The organism is Desulforhopalus singaporensis (assembly GCF_900104445.1).
GTDB lineage: Bacteria > Desulfobacterota > Desulfobulbia > Desulfobulbales > Desulfocapsaceae > Desulforhopalus_A > Desulforhopalus_A singaporensis.
On record NZ_FNJI01000008.1, the window covers coordinates 13,225 to 30,454 of the forward strand.

The following is a 17,230-nucleotide window of genomic DNA, read 5'->3' on the forward strand; positions in this document are numbered from 1 at the left end:
TGTTATGAATAACTCCTTGACATCGTAATTTAATTATTGTTCTGTTAAGATCACTTTTTCAGGTACTTTGTGAAAAGTATAAAAGGGAACTCGGTGTGATTCCGAGGCGGGCCCGCCGCTGTGACCGGGGACGAACGCTGCGAAATACCACTGTCATTTACAATGATGGGAAGGGGCAGCCAGTAGGTAAATCCGGGAGCCAGAAGACCTACCTGAAATTATGGGTCAACGTCTGTGGAAAAGACGCGGACAACCGTCTATCTGGGAGATGATAGGGCTATCCTGGGTCAATTATCTAATTGGTCTGGGATTTTTTATTTTCCGGACCGTGAAAAACGGAGGTTTTTATGAAGTTGAAGTCACTTTTTTTTACGGTTGTAGGTATTTTCCTGATTCTCGCCGCAAACGCTCAAGCAAGCGGTGACTATAAGGTAGAGCATAAAAATGCCATTGTTCTCGCCATGTTCGGCACTACTGTCGAACCTGCCCTCGAGGGGTTGTTGAATATCAGATCCAAGATAAATGCTAAATATCCGGACACTACGGTAAAGATAGCATTTACATCAAACATTATTCGAAAAAAATGGCAACATCGGGCGGAAGACCCGGATTATATTAAGGCTCACCCGGAAATTCCCGCGGACGTTCTTCATGTAAAAACACCATTAGCGACGATTGCAGATCTGCAAAATGATGGTTACGACACCATCGTGATTCAACCGACTCATGTCTCTATGGGGGAGGAATTTCTTGACTTGCACACGTATGTTGATGCGTTAATGAACATGGGCACTTTTAAAAAGGCAAAATATAAGCCTTTTAACAAAGTAGCACTTGGCAGACCGGCACTCGGAACGTATGGACAGGAGCACCCGTATGCAGAAGATATTGAAACGGTGGCCAGGATTGTGGAACCTGATGTAAAACTGGCAATGAAAGAAAAAGCAGGGCTCGTGTACATGGGGCATGGAAATGAATTTTTCCCAGGCAACGGAGGAGCCTATCTTGAATTGGCCTCCAAGATGAGAAGAATATATCCCGATGTTGTTACGGCAATCGGTAATGTGGAAGGCTACCCTGCAATTGAAGATGTAATTGAACTATTAAATTTATATGGGGTCAAAAAGGTAGTGCTCAAACCTTTCATGATAGTAGCCGGTGACCACTCAATCAATGATATGGCCAGCGAGGAAGATGATTCATGGAAATCTATTTTAGATAAAAATGGTTTCGAAGTTATCGTTGTAAAAAAGGGTCTTGGGGAAAATGATAACTTTGCAAATATTTTTGCAGATCATGCCGCTGATGCGGCAAAAGATGCTGGAATTATCTTGAAATAAGATTGTTGATTGTTTTTTATCAGTCGATTCAGAGAATATGCGGTTACTCTTTGAATCGACTATTTTGTTTCCACTGAATTTGAAAAAGCTGAAGCCAAGTAATAACAGTTTTTGTTCAAAAGTCCTATGATCTCTGGAAAATATCCTTTGGCGGCTTGGTCCATATAGTTGGAGTGTGAATTCACAACCTCTTCCGGATGAAGTCTGTATGGTATGTGTCTTTCGGTAATTTGACTGTAGTCCGGTAAATCCTGCGGTGGGAGGATCCCGGTTAGTCTGATCGATACAATAGTACCTTGGATAACTATGTGTTAAATTGAGTCTGGAGTTCTACAACTGATAGAATTTTACAGCGCCTGCTACGGGATGAAATGTCCATGTCTTCACTACGTATTTTTATATGCATTCTCATCTCTTGCTGCTCGTTCTCAACTGTCTGTCAAACCGCGGAAATAGATACCATTACCCCATATTCCAAAGCCCTGCCCGATATCACCGACACTCTCAATGAAATCATCAATAGACGCTTGCGTGAGGGAGTCGATAATGCTAATGCGCATCGGGATGATTTTACCCTCTTTTCTGAAAGAGGGATGTGTGACGAAGAAATACTTTACACCGAGTTGCGCAAGGCCATCTTTCACTCGTTTTCGGCTTCATTGGGATTAAAAGGTTATAGCCTTGATAAACAACTTCGTGAACTGCTCGCTAGCCAGAGCTATTCTCTCCCCCTTGAGGACTCCATCTATCGCGATATAACTTTCCTTGAAGGGATTTCGCTCAATCTCAAAGAGCTCAGCAACGTTGTCCGCATTCGGGATCAACTCATCGGGTTGGATAAGATTGGCCATTTCTTTGCTGAAGGGTGGAACTATTTTGAACAAACCCAAGAAGACAATGCAACCATAGAAACTGCCATTGCATGGGGAACGGAGCTGGAAGAAGGAACGTTTGGATACCTGACCACCGGTATTTTTTCTTATGCTGACCTCGTTGCCAACTTTAATGGTTTCCGGTTCTGGAACGGTTTGCGAAAAAAAACGAAAGATCCGATCGAGACAGTTATTGCAGATTTTTTTACATCGCAACAGATCAGTTGTAATTTTGACCTGTTCGCCTCAATAAAAAAAAGGAAGATCGTTCGCAAATGGGTACTCGGCAAAAAATTTGATATTTCGGAGTACGTTGATGGGAGCTGGAATGAGGCGAACAACTGTAACAGGTATAAAGACACGGCTATAGAGGCAAAAGTTACTGCTCGCATTGCCGAGGTAAGGCCGGGGTTTTTATGTCCGGAGGATCGCACGGTATGCATGAAGGCTTCGAAAAAATATGACGGCTACGCAAAATACCTCCTGCATCCCCAGTGCCTGATAGCTTCCCACGATAATTGACATAGAATCGTTCGGATCTGACTAGAAATTTACCTTGAAGAGATCAGGGGACCAGTTTGGCAGAGGTGCGAACCAAACATCAACACAGAGCAGATACTCCTCATGGTTTTCAACCCAATTCAACCTGTACTACGAGTCAAGTCGATCAGCGCTCTATTGTGGACAGTTCAAATATGCAGCATTAATTGCCCTTGCAACTGTTATTGATGCAGCGATTTGCAAAGTAAAAGACGCTTGCCAGTGCGCCGGTATTTGTTGTCACCGCATGAGACAGTACACTCATCATTTGTCTCATCGCAGCCTTGACCTGGCTATTACCATATAACAATATGGTCAGAAATGGGCAGTAAGGTGCAACTGCCTTGGACCATACAGTCAAAAATATTTACATCTTAGCAATAGAGATTAGGAATACAGACTGAAAATTCAAAATACCTGGTTTCTCGCTGTGTAAGGTATGATCCTATTTGTAAGAGCTATGGATCTCCCTACAAAAACAGACCAGTGTGAACAGTGTGACGTACTATAAAAAAACAATAAAAAAAGGGCGTTAAGCTATTGAATTAGCTTAACGCCCTGAATTTTCAAGTGGTCGGGATGAGAGGATTTGAACCTCCGACCCCTTGTCCCCCAGGTAGTTGGAACATTTATTATTTCAATGCGTTATATGTGTTTTGGTAAAAATTAGGGCAATTTGTATTAATTTTTTAAACCGGCTCTCCACCTTCACAGGCTCCAGCCAGTATGGGTTCCGGTGGTATAGAAGCTGCCGGCAGCGTGAATGGATATCTAGACGGATCGTTATTAAAGTAGAAACTAGCCTCAGATCCATTGGCGCTGGCAAGGTTGAGAGTTAATCCAGGGCCTTCTGATGTTGCTGGTAAACAATCTGGAGACCTGTCAACTTCAACAAGTGTTCCTACTCCTGGAACAGATGAGAAAGTTGCTTCCCATTTACGCGTGTCTAACATGTTTATTCGGACAAAAACTGCAGTCCCATCAGCATAAACCGTTAATGCGCCTCTTCCCCAGTCGTCTGCTGGTCCAAAAGGTATTACATCAAGAAAATAGGTTGCGACTATGCCGCTGGTAGCAGCATGTGCAGGTAAAAATATCTGGTCGACAATGGGAGTACCCCATTTCGAAGGTAAAGTGTGATACGCAGCAACAGCAGTTAATCCCCCGACAATTGTTTTTACCGCTTTCCGGCGTTCCGGATTCTTTACATTCTCGGCCATCTCTCATTTCCTCCCTTTTTGTTTTTGACACAATTTCTATTGTTATTCCAATAATCCTAGACAATCGTATGGGTAAAAGTCAAGTGAAACTTCCTGCTTTCATTGAGAATATTTGAGAAGAACTTAAATGGATTCAAATGAAAATAGATAAGATAATTGAGGGGATAAGAGCTCTAGGATCTCCACACCCTTGTCTGCCAGATATACTAAATGCGTTTTGTATCAATTTGATGTGGAATTATGAGAAAGATTTAGGTGTAAAAAATAGTATTTGATATGACAGCTAATAGTAAAACTGGCAGATTCGTAGATGTACAGGAATAGTGTTAAATAACAAGGAAAGTGCGGAATTGGAATCTTGGAATTGGAAATGTCAACGCTGTTAATCAGCGGTGGCGCACATGAACTTGCCACGTCAGCGCCACCGCCGTTCTCGCCATCTGGTGAATTATTTTGTTATACACTTTAAATCAATAAATCCTGGAAATCTTTACCTTCAGCAGCGATATTATCTACTTTTATATCGGAGTTGATTAAAAATGCTTCGGCACTTGAAATTATTTCAATTAAGCGAGGCCATTCTATATTTGCGATGATTGAATACTGACTATGTGCCAGTTCATTTCTGATCTTTTCCAAGTCCTTAACAAATGAATCAAAGCTCCTACGCGAAAAATCAAAATCTTTCCTAAATTGTTGAGATTTTGCCAATAGATCACGTTTGTCACAAAGTTGCAGGCACTCAATCAATGATAGATCTTGGTTATTACCTTGCCTTAGTTCGTAAATTTTGGATGCTTCTTGCATTCGCTGTCCAGGCACCTCACTAACCCAACTATCATCACTATAGTAATGTTTTACCCATGCGTTGAGATGCATTTCAAATAAAGAGGTTATGCCAAAAAGGTATATTCTTACAGGGGGTTTATTAATATCTGCCTTTGTAATTATCCCAGAGATATGCTTTCCAGAGATTACAAATGCAAAGTTAATTTCAGTGAGTACTGAAAAAATCTCTGCTATTGGTGTTGAATCGGAAATGAGGAGATCAGAGGTGATTTTTTTAACATATTTCCCAAGATCCTCATCACCGAGATCAACGGCTTGAACATACCCAACAACCTCACCACCCTCAGTTTCCTTAACCCCAGCAACATCAAAATCTCTGATCCTTAAAGCTTCTCTTGCATCATGAGCATGAGAATGAACTGGACAACAAAGTAGAGGTTCATAAATGTTTCTAGCAGTTATGTTGTCAATAAATATTTTCCTGAGAGCGGAGAACCTAGTTCCTTTTCTTCTGTATCCTGTTACTGGCGATACCCATAGTTGATAGCCCATATTGTTCTTTGGTGTATAATGACAATGTTGAGGGGCTGCGCTGTTTGCCGTCCCTCTCAAACTGGAGGTTATCCTTTAAAAAAGATTACCAGTATATTTATAGCGGCTAAGATAAAAAGAATGTAAGAATGGAAAAAGTCTGCTATTGAATATTCTCCGGCCATTCTCCCGGGAACAGCAAAAGATTCAGGCAGAACAGTTTCATTCTTAATGTATCTGTCTTTTTCGTAAAGGCCCCATTCTTTTTCAATTTTCAGCATTATTGCAAGACCTTTATCTGATTCATTCCTTTGTTGTTTAATAAACAAAGATATATAAATACAGAAGGCCAATATGCCAATCCCAGAAACCACTCTGATATATGTGTTTATAGGACCTCCGGCGAGAAGACCGCCCAAAATAACCAATAGTCCAGCTATAGCTAAACTGAATGAGTTATATATAGATTGCCTATGCTGGAGTGACTCTTGTCTTTGGCCACTATAAACCGAAATTAATATTTCGTTCTTTTCCTGTTGTTTAAGATCCATGACATTCCACAAATATTTTCAGAAGGGTAACGTGAAGGAAGTCGGCGAGCTTCGGCGAGTCCGTGTTGACCGCCTAGTTGGGCAAATTTTAATCTTTATCGAACTCGAGATCTAAAAAAATGTTACATAATTTTGTTGGCTTATATAGCATTCCATCCCATGCTGAGATAGGAGACGCAAAACCAGATGAAACCAATAAATCAATATCAATATAGTCGTAAATATTTTGGCTGTTTTCTTTAGATTTACTTTGAAATTCTCTTAGATTAGATATTTCGTAGTAAGGAATACGCTCAACAGCGAATAACAATTTTCTTAAAACTAAAAAATCAATTTGTTCATTTATGTATGAACAAAATATTTTTCCTATAATAGTTGGTTTTTTATGTGATTCAATTCTAGAGAGAATCTCTACCAACCTTTCACCGACTTTATTTCTGAATTCTTTTTTTGAATTTAGTCTGTCAATCATCTTTTTACGATCAACATCTGACAATTTAGATATGGGTAATAAGAATTTGATAACTTTTTTTATGAAAATACGATCATTAATCTGAAAACCAGTTCTTATAAGGCTTGATAATGTATTAATTATCGGAATGTCTCTAAGTAGACCATTATCAAGAAGTGAATCTATTCCTGTTTCAGTAGCAATTTTACCTAATTCGACTAGTTCAGAACATTTTACTGATTCAAAAATATCATCTTCTATTTTCTTTTCTGGAGTCATTTTTATCTAAGCCCAACGTTGAGTTCAGCGGCGAACTTCAGCGAGTCCTCTGGAACGCCTTGTTATACTAATTTTTATTATGAACCATATAAATGAGGCAAGCAACGAAGCTAAAAGCCCGAAGCCAAAACCAACCCATCTCTCTCGCCAAACAGTTTTTCTTTGTCTTTCTTCCTGGGCTTGGAATAATGCTTCTACCACTGCTTGGTCACTTTCAACGAGTGGTTGCAATTTTTCTTTTTCCTTTTTTAGTAACTCAACAGAATCTTGAGTCTCTTTTAAATTTGTTTTTTGGAACTCAATAAACTCGAGTAGTTTTTTTAAGTTGTTTTCAGTCTCGGCTAATTGATTTATTTGGGTTTCATATTGGAGATTTTTTAAACGCCTTTCTTCCTGCCTTTGCTTGTCATGCTCATTTATGAAGTAAATTCCGAATCCAATACAGATGGCAAATATTATTGTGATCACAGACGTAAGGATTGGCTTTTTATTTAATAGATCTAGCCATGCAACTGCCGCAAATTCGATGAGTGACGTATTTAATGACATAGTAATTTTCAAAAGTCTAACGATTGAGCTAAGCGGAGCGCTTTAGCGCATCCGTTGGAACGATTGATTGGGCGACTTTAATAAAGAGGGGGTGCATAGTCTGCATTGAGCCTCTCGTCTTCGATTCCAATTTTGTTAATTGTGATTCCCTTCCGCTCACAAATGATTCCGAGAGCCTCGATCATCGAAGGATTTATCCGGTGCCCACAAATAATCCTTCTAACTGGCGATGGAAGGGAGAACCATTCCCCTCTTTTAAGTATCCGCACTTCCTTTTCGTAGGCCCATTCGTTGTATTTTGATGAAAGGACCCGGTCAGCAGTTTCCGAGGCGTTGCGATGCTCCGCCATCGACACAAACGCGAAGACTCATCGGTAATCAACAACTTTTACCTCCTGGTGATTGTTCGGAAGTTCCACCTCTATGGCTAGGCCGCTGAAGCCAGAAGTGTAGTGGGACCAAAGCAAGTGACAGTCGAATGTGAGCGAAAGTGAGCATACTTTCAGCTTCTTTTTCTCTTCAATGGTCTGCTGAAATTCCCTCCTGTATTCGTTGCAACCATTAGAGGCGCGGCTGTATATGAAACTTCCTTCGACTGGGTCGTTCTATCTCTTCCAATCAGCGCAATACAAGCGATTGTTGAACATGATGTCCAAGGCAAAGGGGATTTGGTCTGCGCTTCTAAATTTGTATGCCTTCATTGTGTTGCCCAACAAGTTATTCTCTGGTTTCTTATTGTTCCTGTAAACAGAGATTATTAACAACGTAAATTCGACAAGTTGTCATCTTTGCTGCTCTATATCACGACAACTTTACTGGATATCGGCCTAATAGGATACCATTCATGTTGCAACTCCCTGCTCAAATCGCTAGCCAAAGTCCCATTAGCATAAACAGTCAATGCGCATAATTCCCAGTCGTTTGCTGGCCCAAATCCATTAAATCTAGAAATATCATCAAGATATTTTTCTCCCTATTAATGTTCGTGGTTTGTAGTGAATAATTACACTCTGGAACAGACACCGAAACAAGATGCTGTTCAATTTCTCTAAGCTTGATAATTAGTAAAAATTAAAATGGAACATAAGATTCAAAATAAATGTCACCTGTGTATTGATAGTAGTGTTTTAAGGAAAATAATATTTTAATTTTGATTTCTTCATTATTATTAAAAAATTCAAGTTCTTCATCATCATATACTCCATTAATTGATAGAGCAATGGAGCCTTTTTTGTCGTCCCATCGAATATTAACATGTATATCGCTATATTTAGGTGCATTGTCATTTCGTAAGTGTAAAAACGCACTATATATACACCATCTAATTCTCTGATTAAAATTTTGTTCAAAGAGTTTAACTTTTAATTCATTTTTTACACAATTGTCAAAGTATGAATTATATAAACGAAATGTTTGATCGACATTGTGAGAATGCAATGAGTCGTACGTTGGTAAACAAACAGGAAAATGTTCTGCATTTATAAAATGAACTCTAGAAATGGTTTCTTTCTTGTTTATAATGTAACTTCCAATGTAAATATCTGAATTGATAGTTTTTAAAGTAGGTTCGTCGCTGTCGTATTCAATTCTTACAAGAGGCGCGTCAACTATAGATATTAGATTAAAATTATAAACTGCGTCTTGTTCTTTTCTTTTCTTTAATGATTCAATTTCGTAATTTTGAGACTTCATTGATGAAACGATTGAATTGAAAATGTTTTTGTCATTTTTAGGAGAGCCTGTGCTTTTGCTCATTTCCTGGAAAGCAAAAATATGTTTTTCAGATGAAAAAAGATTTTCAAGTAATTTTTTTGATTTTGAAATATACTTTTTTTTCCAATCAAAATGATCAATCATTAATTTGATGATCTTATGATTTGTCCATACCGTAACTGGATACCAATCTATGTTTGGATCTTTGATATTCTTGCTTTTGGCCAATAACGCCCATGCATTTTCAATGTTTTTTTTGCAACTAATAATAAGTACCGTATATATTTGGATATTTTTCTTTATGGAAACCTTATATGCTAAAATGTCAATTTCTCTTGCAACTCCTTGTACATCATCAATATAGTATTTGTTATTAATGACAGTCCAGTCATTATCCATCAAGATTCGTGAAATAGAATATTCAAGACCAAAACCAGTCTTTTTTATACCTTCAATGAACTTGTTATATTTTATGGTAAGATGCTGATTGTGTTCTTTGTTCATAATGTATAAATTGCTAATTTTATGACCATTTGAAAATAAAAAAATGATCTTGTATGGCGCTAGTATTTATGTAGATTAAATTGTTTAATGCAATAATAATTTGTTTGAATTATTCGTGGGAATGGAATCAATAAACGTGTACTCAAATGTCGATAATAATCAATTGGTAATGTTTCTTTTATGATACTCAAGTTAAAATTGATTGATTTTTTTCAAATCAAATATCCCCAAAAGGGATCTGATTGACAGACATTAGTTTTATCTAGAATCTCAATAATCTGAAATTTCAGAAGTAATATCACTCTTGTCCAAAATAGCTTTTAAATGAAATACCCTCTTGGTGGATTGTGGTGTAAGATTTTTGCGCCAACAAAAAACAAACAACCACCACCGAAGAGGGCACTCCAATGATAAAGGGTAGCAGCTTGTTTAGTCAACTTTTACATCACTTTCCGAGAAACGAATTTGCCCGACTGGTAGCCAAACACCAGGCAGAGCGTCGCTCAAAAGGATTCTCCTGTTGGACTCAACTCGTATCTATGCTTTTTTGCCACATGGCCCACGCCGATTCATTGCGGGAAATATGTGGCGGGCTTTCCTGTTGTATAGGAAAGCTACGTCATCTTGGCATTTCAAAAGCTCCCAATAAATCTACTCTCTCATACGCCAATCAACATCGCCCAGCTGCCCTCTATGAAGAACTTTTCTGGACTATGTTGAACCGTTTTCGTACCAGTGGCGGGCTTGGCCATCGAAAACGTAAATTTCGTTTCAAAAATAAACTGCTCAGCCTTGATTCAACCACAATCTCACTTTGCCTGAGCCTTTTCCCCTGGGCTAAGTTCCGGCGAGCAAAAGGTGGTGTTAAAGTACATGTGCTACTTGATCATGATGACTATATGCCTTCATTTGCCCTAATAACAACAGCCAGCAAGCATGATCGTACTGTTGCCGGCAAATTTGATCTCAAACCAGGTTCAATAGTTGCCTTTGACCGGGCCTATAATGACTATGCCCTTTTCTCCTCTTGGACAGCCCGAGGTATCTATTTTGTAAGCCGGCAAAAAGAAAATGCTGTCTACGAAGTCATCGAAAAACGACGTCCTGCTTTGCATCGTTTTATCATTTCAGATGAGGTGATTAAGCTCACAGGGCCAAAAGCCCAGGAAAAATGTCCATATCCTCTACGTCGTATTGTCGTCTGGGACCGTGAGAACGACCGTGAAATTGTTCTTCTTACCAATCACCTCGAATTTGGCTCAAGTACCATTGCTGCCGTCTACAAAGATAGATGGGAGATAGAAATCTTCTTTAAAACCCTGAAGCAGCATCTAAAAGTAAGAACATTTATCGGTACAAGTGAAAACGCTCTACGCATACAAATTTGGACAGCCCTCATTGCTTTGCTGTTATTGAAATACCTCCATCATCTATCAAAGTTTGGTTGGTCTATGTCAAATCTGGCCACAATGTTACGCTTAAATCTGTTTACCTATAGGGATCTGCTGGAATGGCTGCACAATCCATTTGACCATCCGCCAGCTCTCCCTCTTGTGCAACTCCGGCTGCCTGGATTTGGACAGCCACAAACGGTATAAATGAAGAAAGGGAACTTGGTTTTGAAAAAATGGCTTTTTCATTCACCAACCCCTTTAAAATCAACACTCAATTTTAAATTCTGCTCTGTTTTGGACAGAAGTGAAGTAATATATTAAAATTTGATATCTGATAATCGATGTTCGGTTTGATATATGTGAGAAGCATAGAAAAAAATCAAAAGATACATGCTCTTATCCGCTAGGGTGTAGTTTTTATAACTGATTTTTTACTTAAATTTGACATTACGACATATAACTGTTAAATGGAGTTTAGGGTATTGTCACTATTATCGCTCGCTGGCTTTTTTTCACGTTTCCAGGAGCGATAATTCTCGTCTAAAGCGTGAAGTTTCTCCATGAATTCTTCGACGCCTTCTCGATCGAATCCGTAGATTTCGCCGATATAATCGATTAGCTCATCAAGGTATCCGGCAGCCTGTTGTTTGAAGAATAGTCTTTTTTGTTCCGCCAGAGTGTCGGCTTCGGTTTGTTTTTGTTTTATGGCTCTGAAATCTGCTGTTTTTGCTGGTAGTGCTGTTTGTATTTTAGGAAACGGTTCACCTTCTCCTGTTTCAAGCCAAATTATATCACATTCAAAATATGATGAAATTTTTAGAAGAGTCGTTCTTCTAGGTGTTCCAGTAGTGCCCGATAGCCATTTGCTAACTTGTGATTTATGAAAACCAAGATCGTCACCAAGTTGCTTTTGGCTGATTTTTTTTGAATCAACAAGATATTGTAATCTTTTGCTAAATTGAATTATAGTTTGCAATAGGTGTCTCTGGTTGTAATTTAAAAGTTGACACTAGTTTGCATATGCGGTTACCATAGTTACCATGAACAGCATACAAATTATAGGAGCCATCCAGTTGGCAACCGGGAAACTGGTCCCGGATGTAGCAAAAGACTGTGGGTATACGAAAACAGCTTTTTACAGGGTTATCAGGAAAGATCGGACTTCACCGACCATTAGAAACTTGATCTCCGAAATAACCGGGTTGTCAACTGAAGCTCTTTGGCCCGAGGCGGCCGAGAAGGGAAAAGAGAATTAAGTCCCGTCCCCTGGACGCAACAAGGGCGTTGTAGTGGGCGCTACATATCCTAACAGGGGACGGGCGTTTTCGGCAAGTAATATTAGATAGGTGGCGTTGTATACCTATCTTTATATAGCAGTAGATACAATTAGTATTTGCTGTTTTTTTGTGTATTGCCATGAAAATTTCAGGAGATAATCCTCATGCCAAACACTCTGACCATCAAGCAGACAAGGACGCTGAAAGAAGCATTGTATGAAATGATACATCATTCCGATGTATCGCCCAAAGAGATAGCGGAACATCTGGATATGGCTCTTTCTTACCTTTACCGGGCTGCGACTCCGGATCCGGATACCGATGGACCCAATGCGACTGGTGTTCGTTTCCCCGCAAAGAAGATAGTTCCGCTCACCTTACTCACCGGTAACTACGCTGCACTTGATGTGATGAACTATCAGGCGGGTAGAGTTGCTATTCCACTGCCTAAAGTTTCACGGATTAATTCCGATGAGGTTGTAGCTGGTGCCCTTAAAGCTACTGTCGAGTTTGGCGAGTTCGCCAAAGAGGTTCAGGAATCAATCGAGGATGGACATATCAGCGACAGAGAGCAGAAAAAGATAGACCGGGAAGGGTTTGAAACAATTCAGGCTATCCTGGCGCTGATGAGTGATAGCAAGAGGAGATAGGTCAATGGCTGCTACCAGGATTTCAGTTAAGTCTTTTGATGATCTCACGTTGATATCTATTACCCAGGCGACCAAACGCTATAGATGCAGCCGAAGTCATATAGAGCGGGAAATCAAAAAGGGTAACATTGATTCTTATCGTCCGGCTAATAAGCGGTGGATTGATCAGGAATCAGCGGATGCCTGGTTTTTGTCAAAAAAGGAAAAGCCGGTATTCAGGAAAGGGAACCGAAAGAGATGAGATATCTTTCAACTGAACATATCCATTCTGCTTTGGCATTTGTTGGCATTGGGTGTTTATACCTAGCTTGTTTCTGGTTGTTCTGTTTTCAACTATCCGTTCATGGGTGGTGCTCATGAGAGAATTCCCCCTACACCCCCTGATTTTACCATGGCGACCAGAAAAGGGTTTTCATCCTGCTTGCTCAAAAATATCACATCGTAAAATCATGGGTCCTTCCTGGCGGTGCCGGAACAACGGTTGCGGGACTCCCGGTGCGCGCCCGCATTTAATTTTTTGAAATGATTGGAAAAATGGAAAATGCATATCCTGCGCTTAACAAGAAAGTCCCATAAATCAAATTGATACAAAGCGAGAATTATGAGTGACACCATAGCTGACCAGGTAGCAGAGCGAGAACGGGAATTGATGGGTGATGAATCCAATAAAATGTATGACGCCGTAATTGCTCTGGGTCTCGATTTTGTACGGGACTGCTTTAACGCAAATGAGAGGGGGGATGGACTGCTGCTTGCCGCTCTTTTGTATGAAAAATATCTCTATGTTACGACTCCGGATAAAAAAGGGGAGTGGTACAGATGGGATGGCCATATATGGGAGTTTGACGAGTATGACAGTTGTTACAACATGGTTGAATATGCAGCTATCGCCTATGAGGAATACGCTCTTGATATAGAGGAAAAGAAAAAAGCCGAGCTGGAAGAACTTGCAGAAGAGCGCGAGACTAAAATCGCTGAAATAAAAAGCAAGTATGGTGATGAAGACGCCAAAATCAAGATTGAAAAATTACTCAAAAAGCCGCTTATCCCTTCGTCCTGGATGGATGCAACCATCAAGAGTTATCGGGATCGCGCATGGAAGTTGCGCGGGAAAAACAAGATGTCGACTGTTCTGTTTATGGCTCCGAGAGTCGACGATAGAATTGCGACGGTGACTGAAAATCTTGATCAAAAAGAATGGTTGTTGCCGGCTAAGCAAGGTGTCATTGACCTGCAGCGCGGTATCCTTGTTGACGGCCGCCCGGATGATCTGCTGACAAAGCGCATTGATGTCGCCTATCGTGCCGATGCAGATTACAGGTTTTGGCAGGATATTGTTGATGATACTTGTATTGATCCGGCCAATCCGAGCACAAAAGAGTTGCCTCGTTTTCTGAAACGTTTTTTCGGATCTGCGATAACCGGTAAAATCAACGAAGAATTTCTAGCTGTATTTCTAGGCCCTGGGCGAAACGGTAAGGGCACTATTCTTGGCGCGATCGCTGATGTTCTGGGGCCGTATTACCATGAGGCCAACAGGTCTCTTTTTATCGAACAAAAAAACGAGCCGCCGCCGTCGGCAACGTCTGAGCATATGTACGCTTTGCTCGGGAAACGACTTGTCGTCGGCGCCGAAACCAATAAGGGGCAAAAGATAGACGGCGGCTTGATAAAAAAGCTCACCGGCGGCAATAAAATTAATTATCGACGTAACTATTCCTCAGAAAAAATTGCCAACGCCACTCACACTCTCGTTCTTGAAACCAACAATATTCCATATGGTCTGACAAAGGAGTTTTCCCTTGTCCAGCGCCTCCTGCTGATCGAGCTCTCTTACAGATATGTCGATGATATCGAGGAAGAAGAAAAGAAATATCCGGCGTTAAAAGGGAAGTTTAAGCAAAAAGACAGCGGTTTGAAAGACAAACTCAAGAGCAAGGAAAACCGTGAGGGAATATTGCGATGGCTTGTGGAGGGGTGCCTTGAGTGGCAGGAACATGGTCTTGATATCCCGGACTGTATTCTGGAGTCCAGGGGGGAGCTGATGAAAAAAGAGGACCACCTGGGCCAATTCCTTATAGAAGTCATGGAGCATTGTCCTGATCAGGAGAATATGACCATGAAATTTGGAAATTTTTACAAGGCATTTGAATATTACTGGAAGGAATATATCGACGAAAGCGGAGCCAAAAAACCGAGTAAAAAAACGATCAGTAAATGGATGCGTGAGCGCGGGTATCTGATAGAAAAAATCGGCGGAGACATGTGTGTTCGTCATTTCAAAGTGCGTGATGATGTGGCGTTATCTGTTGAGGAGTTACTGGCATTATGAAATTTCATCCTATTATCCTGCTCTTATCCTGTTTTTGTCCTGCTGTTAACATTTTGTTATCTCAAAGTTTTTTGCGCAAACAGGATGAAAGGATGAAATTCCCTTACGTGCGCACGCGCGTAAGCATCTCCAAAATAGGCAAAAAATGTAAATACAAAAAACTCCTCCCGCGTAGACTTTTTTATCCTTTCATCCTGTTCGTATATTTTTATGTTTAAAATCAATTAGATATTGACAGGATAAAAACAGGACGAAAGCAGGACAACAGGACAAAACCAAAAAGAGCAAAAATGAATACTTCATCCATCGTAGAAAAAATTGCGGCAGATTACAGGCTTCGCCGGCGAGGCAAATTGTATGCCGGTCCTTGCCCTTTCTGCGGTGGCTCAAGCAAGTCTGATAAGTTCAATATCCGCCCTGACGGTGGGTATATCTGCAGGGGATGTGGGAAGACAGGCGATATTATCACCTGGCTGCGTGAAAAAGATGGAATGAATTGCCCGGACGCGCATGACCGTGCCGGTCGCCAGTGTCGACGGTCTGCGGCTTGTCCGGCATCTGAAAAATGCCGCTATGGCGATAAAAAACTAAATTCATCAAGAACAGGACGAAATCATGTCCGGCGCTCTCGTCATTATCCGCACCAGCAGGAAGACAGAACTATTTCCGAAATCATTCCTGAATATCCAACCAGAGTATGGCTTTCGTGGGCTGAAGAATTTGTCGGTAAATGCCATGACCGACTGCTGAAAAATGAAACGGAACTCGAATATCTGGCAGGACGGGGAATCGACAGAAAAAGTATTGAGCGGTTTTCACTCGGGTGGGTGTCGCACCAGTATCAGATTGCGAAAAAAGATATCGGCCTTGCGATCGAGGAAGATGGCAAAACGAACATGTGGGTCCCGGAAGGATTGCTTATCCCCATTTATGACAATGGCGGAGCACTGCACCGCATCAGGATCCGGAGGCCGGTCGCCGCGCGGGAAAAATTTCTCAAGACCTTGAAATATGTGTGGCTGAAAGGGTCTGGAAATCTCCCCATGGTGATTATGCCTGGAGAAAGTCACAGGGGAGCTGTTGTGGTTGAAGCAGAGCTCGACGCAATTGCCATAGCTGCCTCACACAAGGAGGTCATGGTTATTGCAGTTGGCACATTGCATGGTGGAGTTTCCCAGGAACTTCAAGAAATATTAGAGGGCACAGCTGTCATCCTGGTCGCTCTTGATGCGGAATCAAAATCGGTTGACGCCGCTGCCGCCTGGAAAAGAACTTTTCGTCACGCAAAGTACTGGCCAACTCCAAAGGCAAAAGATGCGGGGGATTTTTTCCAGCGGGGTGGAGACCTAGCTGGATGGATTGAGAGTGGTTTGCCTCCAAAGCGATCGGCGGGCTCCGTTGATTCCGGTCCGGCTTCACCTCCTGTCTCTTTTTCCCAGGATGAAGCCTTTTCCCCTGCGCGTGAGCGGAACGGGGGGGAGGGGGAGAAAGAATTATATCAACCTGAGAGTGAGCCGGAATGTATCGAAATCGTTCTCTCAAATGGGAAGGTCATTTACATTGTGCAGCAAAAAAATGAATTGTGGGAGCGCATGTCTGCAGAGGGGAAAGCGGTGTTCACCAGGTGGGAGTTGGAGAGACTCAAAAAAGCCACAGCAACGATGGACCCAAAACAACGAATCAAGGCGGCCATGGCCGCAATAGAGGCAAAAGAAGTGTTCGGCGGATATTTGTCGCGCGGAGAAAATTATGACCGGTGAAAGACGGCCAACAATTCTGGTCGGAGGTAAGCGGAGGGATGCTCGGTGTTATATGGACCGGATTAACCATCGTGTGGATGAACTGAATTCGGCCTCGCGGCCCCGGAGAAAGAGGGACCTGTTACCGGGTGAAGAACGGCAGCTGATGTTGCCGGGGATCGACCGGGGTTGATGGTCGGTATGTGTGTGGTGCATGGAACGAACGTATTATTAACCAGTTTGGAAGAACTAACTAGGAGAATTTCATGAAAAATAAATTAACTGACTTGAATAACCACTTATTTGCTCAGCTCGAAAGATTGAATGACGAAGAATTGAAGGGAGAAAAGCTCCAGGAGGAAATTGAGCGTAGCAAGGCAGTGTCTGCTGTTGCCAAGGACATTGTTGGCAACGCGAAGATCGTGCTCGATGCTCAAAAAGCGGCTTGGGAATGGAACAAGCAACCTGGTGAAGTGCCGAAAATGCTGGAGGCATAATC

General features: G+C 41.3%; 16 protein-coding genes and 1 riboswitch. Of the genes, 9 read left to right on the plus strand and 7 right to left on the minus strand.

Annotated elements, in window-relative coordinates; translation table 11 throughout:
- Positions 1-43 precede the first annotated feature (43 nt).
- Positions 44-230: riboswitch (cobalamin riboswitch) on the plus strand.
- A gap of 117 nt (positions 231-347) precedes the next feature.
- Together BLQ17_RS06915 and BLQ17_RS06920 are read left to right on the plus strand one after the other, a co-directional pair.
- Complete coding sequence (locus BLQ17_RS06915) at positions 348-1,340, plus strand: sirohydrochlorin cobaltochelatase (protein WP_092221232.1); 993 nt, start codon at positions 348-350, stop codon at positions 1,338-1,340.
- 377 nt (positions 1,341-1,717) lie between these two features.
- Positions 1,718-2,734, plus strand: coding sequence for a hypothetical protein (locus BLQ17_RS06920; protein ID WP_245695025.1), 1,017 nt, complete (start codon positions 1,718-1,720; stop codon positions 2,732-2,734).
- Positions 2,735-3,441: 707 nt separating this feature from the next.
- Here the strand turns inward: BLQ17_RS06920 and BLQ17_RS06925 are convergent.
- From BLQ17_RS06925 to BLQ17_RS06955, 6 genes are all read right to left on the minus strand, one after another.
- The gene (locus BLQ17_RS06925) at positions 3,442-3,972 is read right to left on the minus strand and encodes a hypothetical protein (RefSeq protein WP_092221234.1); all 531 of its coding nucleotides are present in this window, start codon (positions 3,970-3,972) and stop codon (positions 3,442-3,444) included.
- A gap of 465 nt (positions 3,973-4,437) precedes the next feature.
- On the minus strand, positions 4,438-5,313 hold the full coding sequence (locus tag BLQ17_RS06930; protein ID WP_092221236.1) for a hypothetical protein: 876 nt from the start codon (positions 5,311-5,313) through the stop codon (positions 4,438-4,440).
- A 68-nt stretch (positions 5,314-5,381) separates the two neighbouring features.
- Positions 5,382-5,843, minus strand: a complete 462-nt coding sequence (locus BLQ17_RS06935) for a hypothetical protein (protein ID WP_092221238.1) — start codon at positions 5,841-5,843, stop codon at positions 5,382-5,384.
- An 88-nt stretch (positions 5,844-5,931) separates the two neighbouring features.
- Entirely contained in the window at positions 5,932-6,573 is a 642-nt protein-coding gene (locus BLQ17_RS06940; RefSeq protein WP_092221240.1) for a hypothetical protein, read from the minus strand.
- A gap of 24 nt (positions 6,574-6,597) precedes the next feature.
- Complete coding sequence (locus BLQ17_RS06945) at positions 6,598-7,122, minus strand: hypothetical protein (protein ID WP_092221244.1); 525 nt, start codon at positions 7,120-7,122, stop codon at positions 6,598-6,600.
- 1,071 nt (positions 7,123-8,193) lie between these two features.
- Entirely contained in the window at positions 8,194-9,339 is a 1,146-nt protein-coding gene (locus tag BLQ17_RS06955; RefSeq protein WP_092221245.1) for a hypothetical protein, read from the minus strand.
- A gap of 407 nt (positions 9,340-9,746) precedes the next feature.
- Between BLQ17_RS06955 and BLQ17_RS06960 the strand changes: the two genes are divergently transcribed.
- Entirely contained in the window at positions 9,747-10,937 is a 1,191-nt protein-coding gene (locus BLQ17_RS06960; protein WP_092221247.1) for an IS4 family transposase, read from the plus strand.
- Between the two features lie 259 nt (positions 10,938-11,196).
- Here the strand turns inward: BLQ17_RS06960 and BLQ17_RS06965 are convergent, their stop codons facing one another.
- Positions 11,197-11,709, minus strand: coding sequence for a helix-turn-helix domain-containing protein (locus BLQ17_RS06965; protein WP_092221249.1), 513 nt, complete (start codon positions 11,707-11,709; stop codon positions 11,197-11,199).
- 64 nt (positions 11,710-11,773) lie between these two features.
- Between BLQ17_RS06965 and BLQ17_RS06970 the strand changes: the two genes are divergently transcribed.
- The 6 genes from BLQ17_RS06970 to BLQ17_RS07000 all read left to right on the plus strand — a co-directional run bounded on the left by BLQ17_RS06970 (position 11,774) and on the right by BLQ17_RS07000 (position 17,228).
- Complete coding sequence (locus BLQ17_RS06970; protein ID WP_092221251.1) at positions 11,774-11,989, plus strand: hypothetical protein; 216 nt, start codon at positions 11,774-11,776, stop codon at positions 11,987-11,989.
- Positions 11,990-12,174: 185 nt separating this feature from the next.
- A complete protein-coding gene (locus BLQ17_RS06975; protein WP_092221253.1) occupies positions 12,175-12,660 on the plus strand; it encodes a phage regulatory CII family protein in 486 nt (161 codons plus the stop codon).
- 4 nt (positions 12,661-12,664) lie between these two features.
- The gene (locus BLQ17_RS06980) at positions 12,665-12,901 is read left to right on the plus strand and encodes a MerR family transcriptional regulator (protein ID WP_092221255.1); all 237 of its coding nucleotides are present in this window, start codon (positions 12,665-12,667) and stop codon (positions 12,899-12,901) included.
- Between the two features lie 360 nt (positions 12,902-13,261).
- Positions 13,262-14,992, plus strand: a complete 1,731-nt coding sequence (locus BLQ17_RS06985; protein ID WP_092221257.1) for a DNA primase family protein — start codon at positions 13,262-13,264, stop codon at positions 14,990-14,992.
- A gap of 290 nt (positions 14,993-15,282) precedes the next feature.
- The gene (locus tag BLQ17_RS06990; RefSeq protein ID WP_092221259.1) at positions 15,283-16,752 is read left to right on the plus strand and encodes a CHC2 zinc finger domain-containing protein; all 1,470 of its coding nucleotides are present in this window, start codon (positions 15,283-15,285) and stop codon (positions 16,750-16,752) included.
- A 245-nt stretch (positions 16,753-16,997) separates the two neighbouring features.
- Positions 16,998-17,228: a hypothetical protein gene (locus tag BLQ17_RS07000; RefSeq protein ID WP_092221263.1), complete on the plus strand. Its 231-nt coding sequence runs from the start codon at positions 16,998-17,000 to the stop codon at positions 17,226-17,228.
- Positions 17,229-17,230 lie beyond the last annotated feature (2 nt).

Excerpts from the sequence above, each read along its gene's own strand:
- BLQ17_RS06920 (WP_245695025.1), top strand. The coding sequence starts at position 1,718 with ATGTCTTCACTACGTATTTTTATATGCATTCTCATCTCTTGCTGCTCG.
- BLQ17_RS06980 (WP_092221255.1), top strand. The coding sequence starts at position 12,665 with ATGGCTGCTACCAGGATTTCAGTTAAGTCTTTTGATGATCTCACGTTG.
- BLQ17_RS06945 (WP_092221244.1), bottom strand. The coding sequence starts at position 7,122 with ATGTCATTAAATACGTCACTCATCGAATTTGCGGCAGTTGCATGGCTA.
- BLQ17_RS06925 (WP_092221234.1), bottom strand. The coding sequence starts at position 3,972 with ATGGCCGAGAATGTAAAGAATCCGGAACGCCGGAAAGCGGTAAAAACA.
- BLQ17_RS06935 (WP_092221238.1), bottom strand. The coding sequence starts at position 5,843 with ATGGATCTTAAACAACAGGAAAAGAACGAAATATTAATTTCGGTTTAT.
- BLQ17_RS06930 (WP_092221236.1), bottom strand. The coding sequence starts at position 5,313 with ATGGGCTATCAACTATGGGTATCGCCAGTAACAGGATACAGAAGAAAA.
- BLQ17_RS06955 (WP_092221245.1), bottom strand. The coding sequence starts at position 9,339 with ATGAACAAAGAACACAATCAGCATCTTACCATAAAATATAACAAGTTC.
- BLQ17_RS06990 (WP_092221259.1), top strand. The coding sequence starts at position 15,283 with ATGAATACTTCATCCATCGTAGAAAAAATTGCGGCAGATTACAGGCTT.
- BLQ17_RS06985 (WP_092221257.1), top strand. The coding sequence starts at position 13,262 with ATGAGTGACACCATAGCTGACCAGGTAGCAGAGCGAGAACGGGAATTG.
- BLQ17_RS06960 (WP_092221247.1), top strand. The coding sequence starts at position 9,747 with ATGATAAAGGGTAGCAGCTTGTTTAGTCAACTTTTACATCACTTTCCG.
- BLQ17_RS06915 (WP_092221232.1), top strand. The coding sequence starts at position 348 with ATGAAGTTGAAGTCACTTTTTTTTACGGTTGTAGGTATTTTCCTGATT.
- BLQ17_RS06940 (WP_092221240.1), bottom strand. The coding sequence starts at position 6,573 with ATGACTCCAGAAAAGAAAATAGAAGATGATATTTTTGAATCAGTAAAA.
- BLQ17_RS06975 (WP_092221253.1), top strand. The coding sequence starts at position 12,175 with ATGCCAAACACTCTGACCATCAAGCAGACAAGGACGCTGAAAGAAGCA.
- BLQ17_RS06970 (WP_092221251.1), top strand. The coding sequence starts at position 11,774 with ATGAACAGCATACAAATTATAGGAGCCATCCAGTTGGCAACCGGGAAA.
- BLQ17_RS07000 (WP_092221263.1), top strand. The coding sequence starts at position 16,998 with ATGAAAAATAAATTAACTGACTTGAATAACCACTTATTTGCTCAGCTC.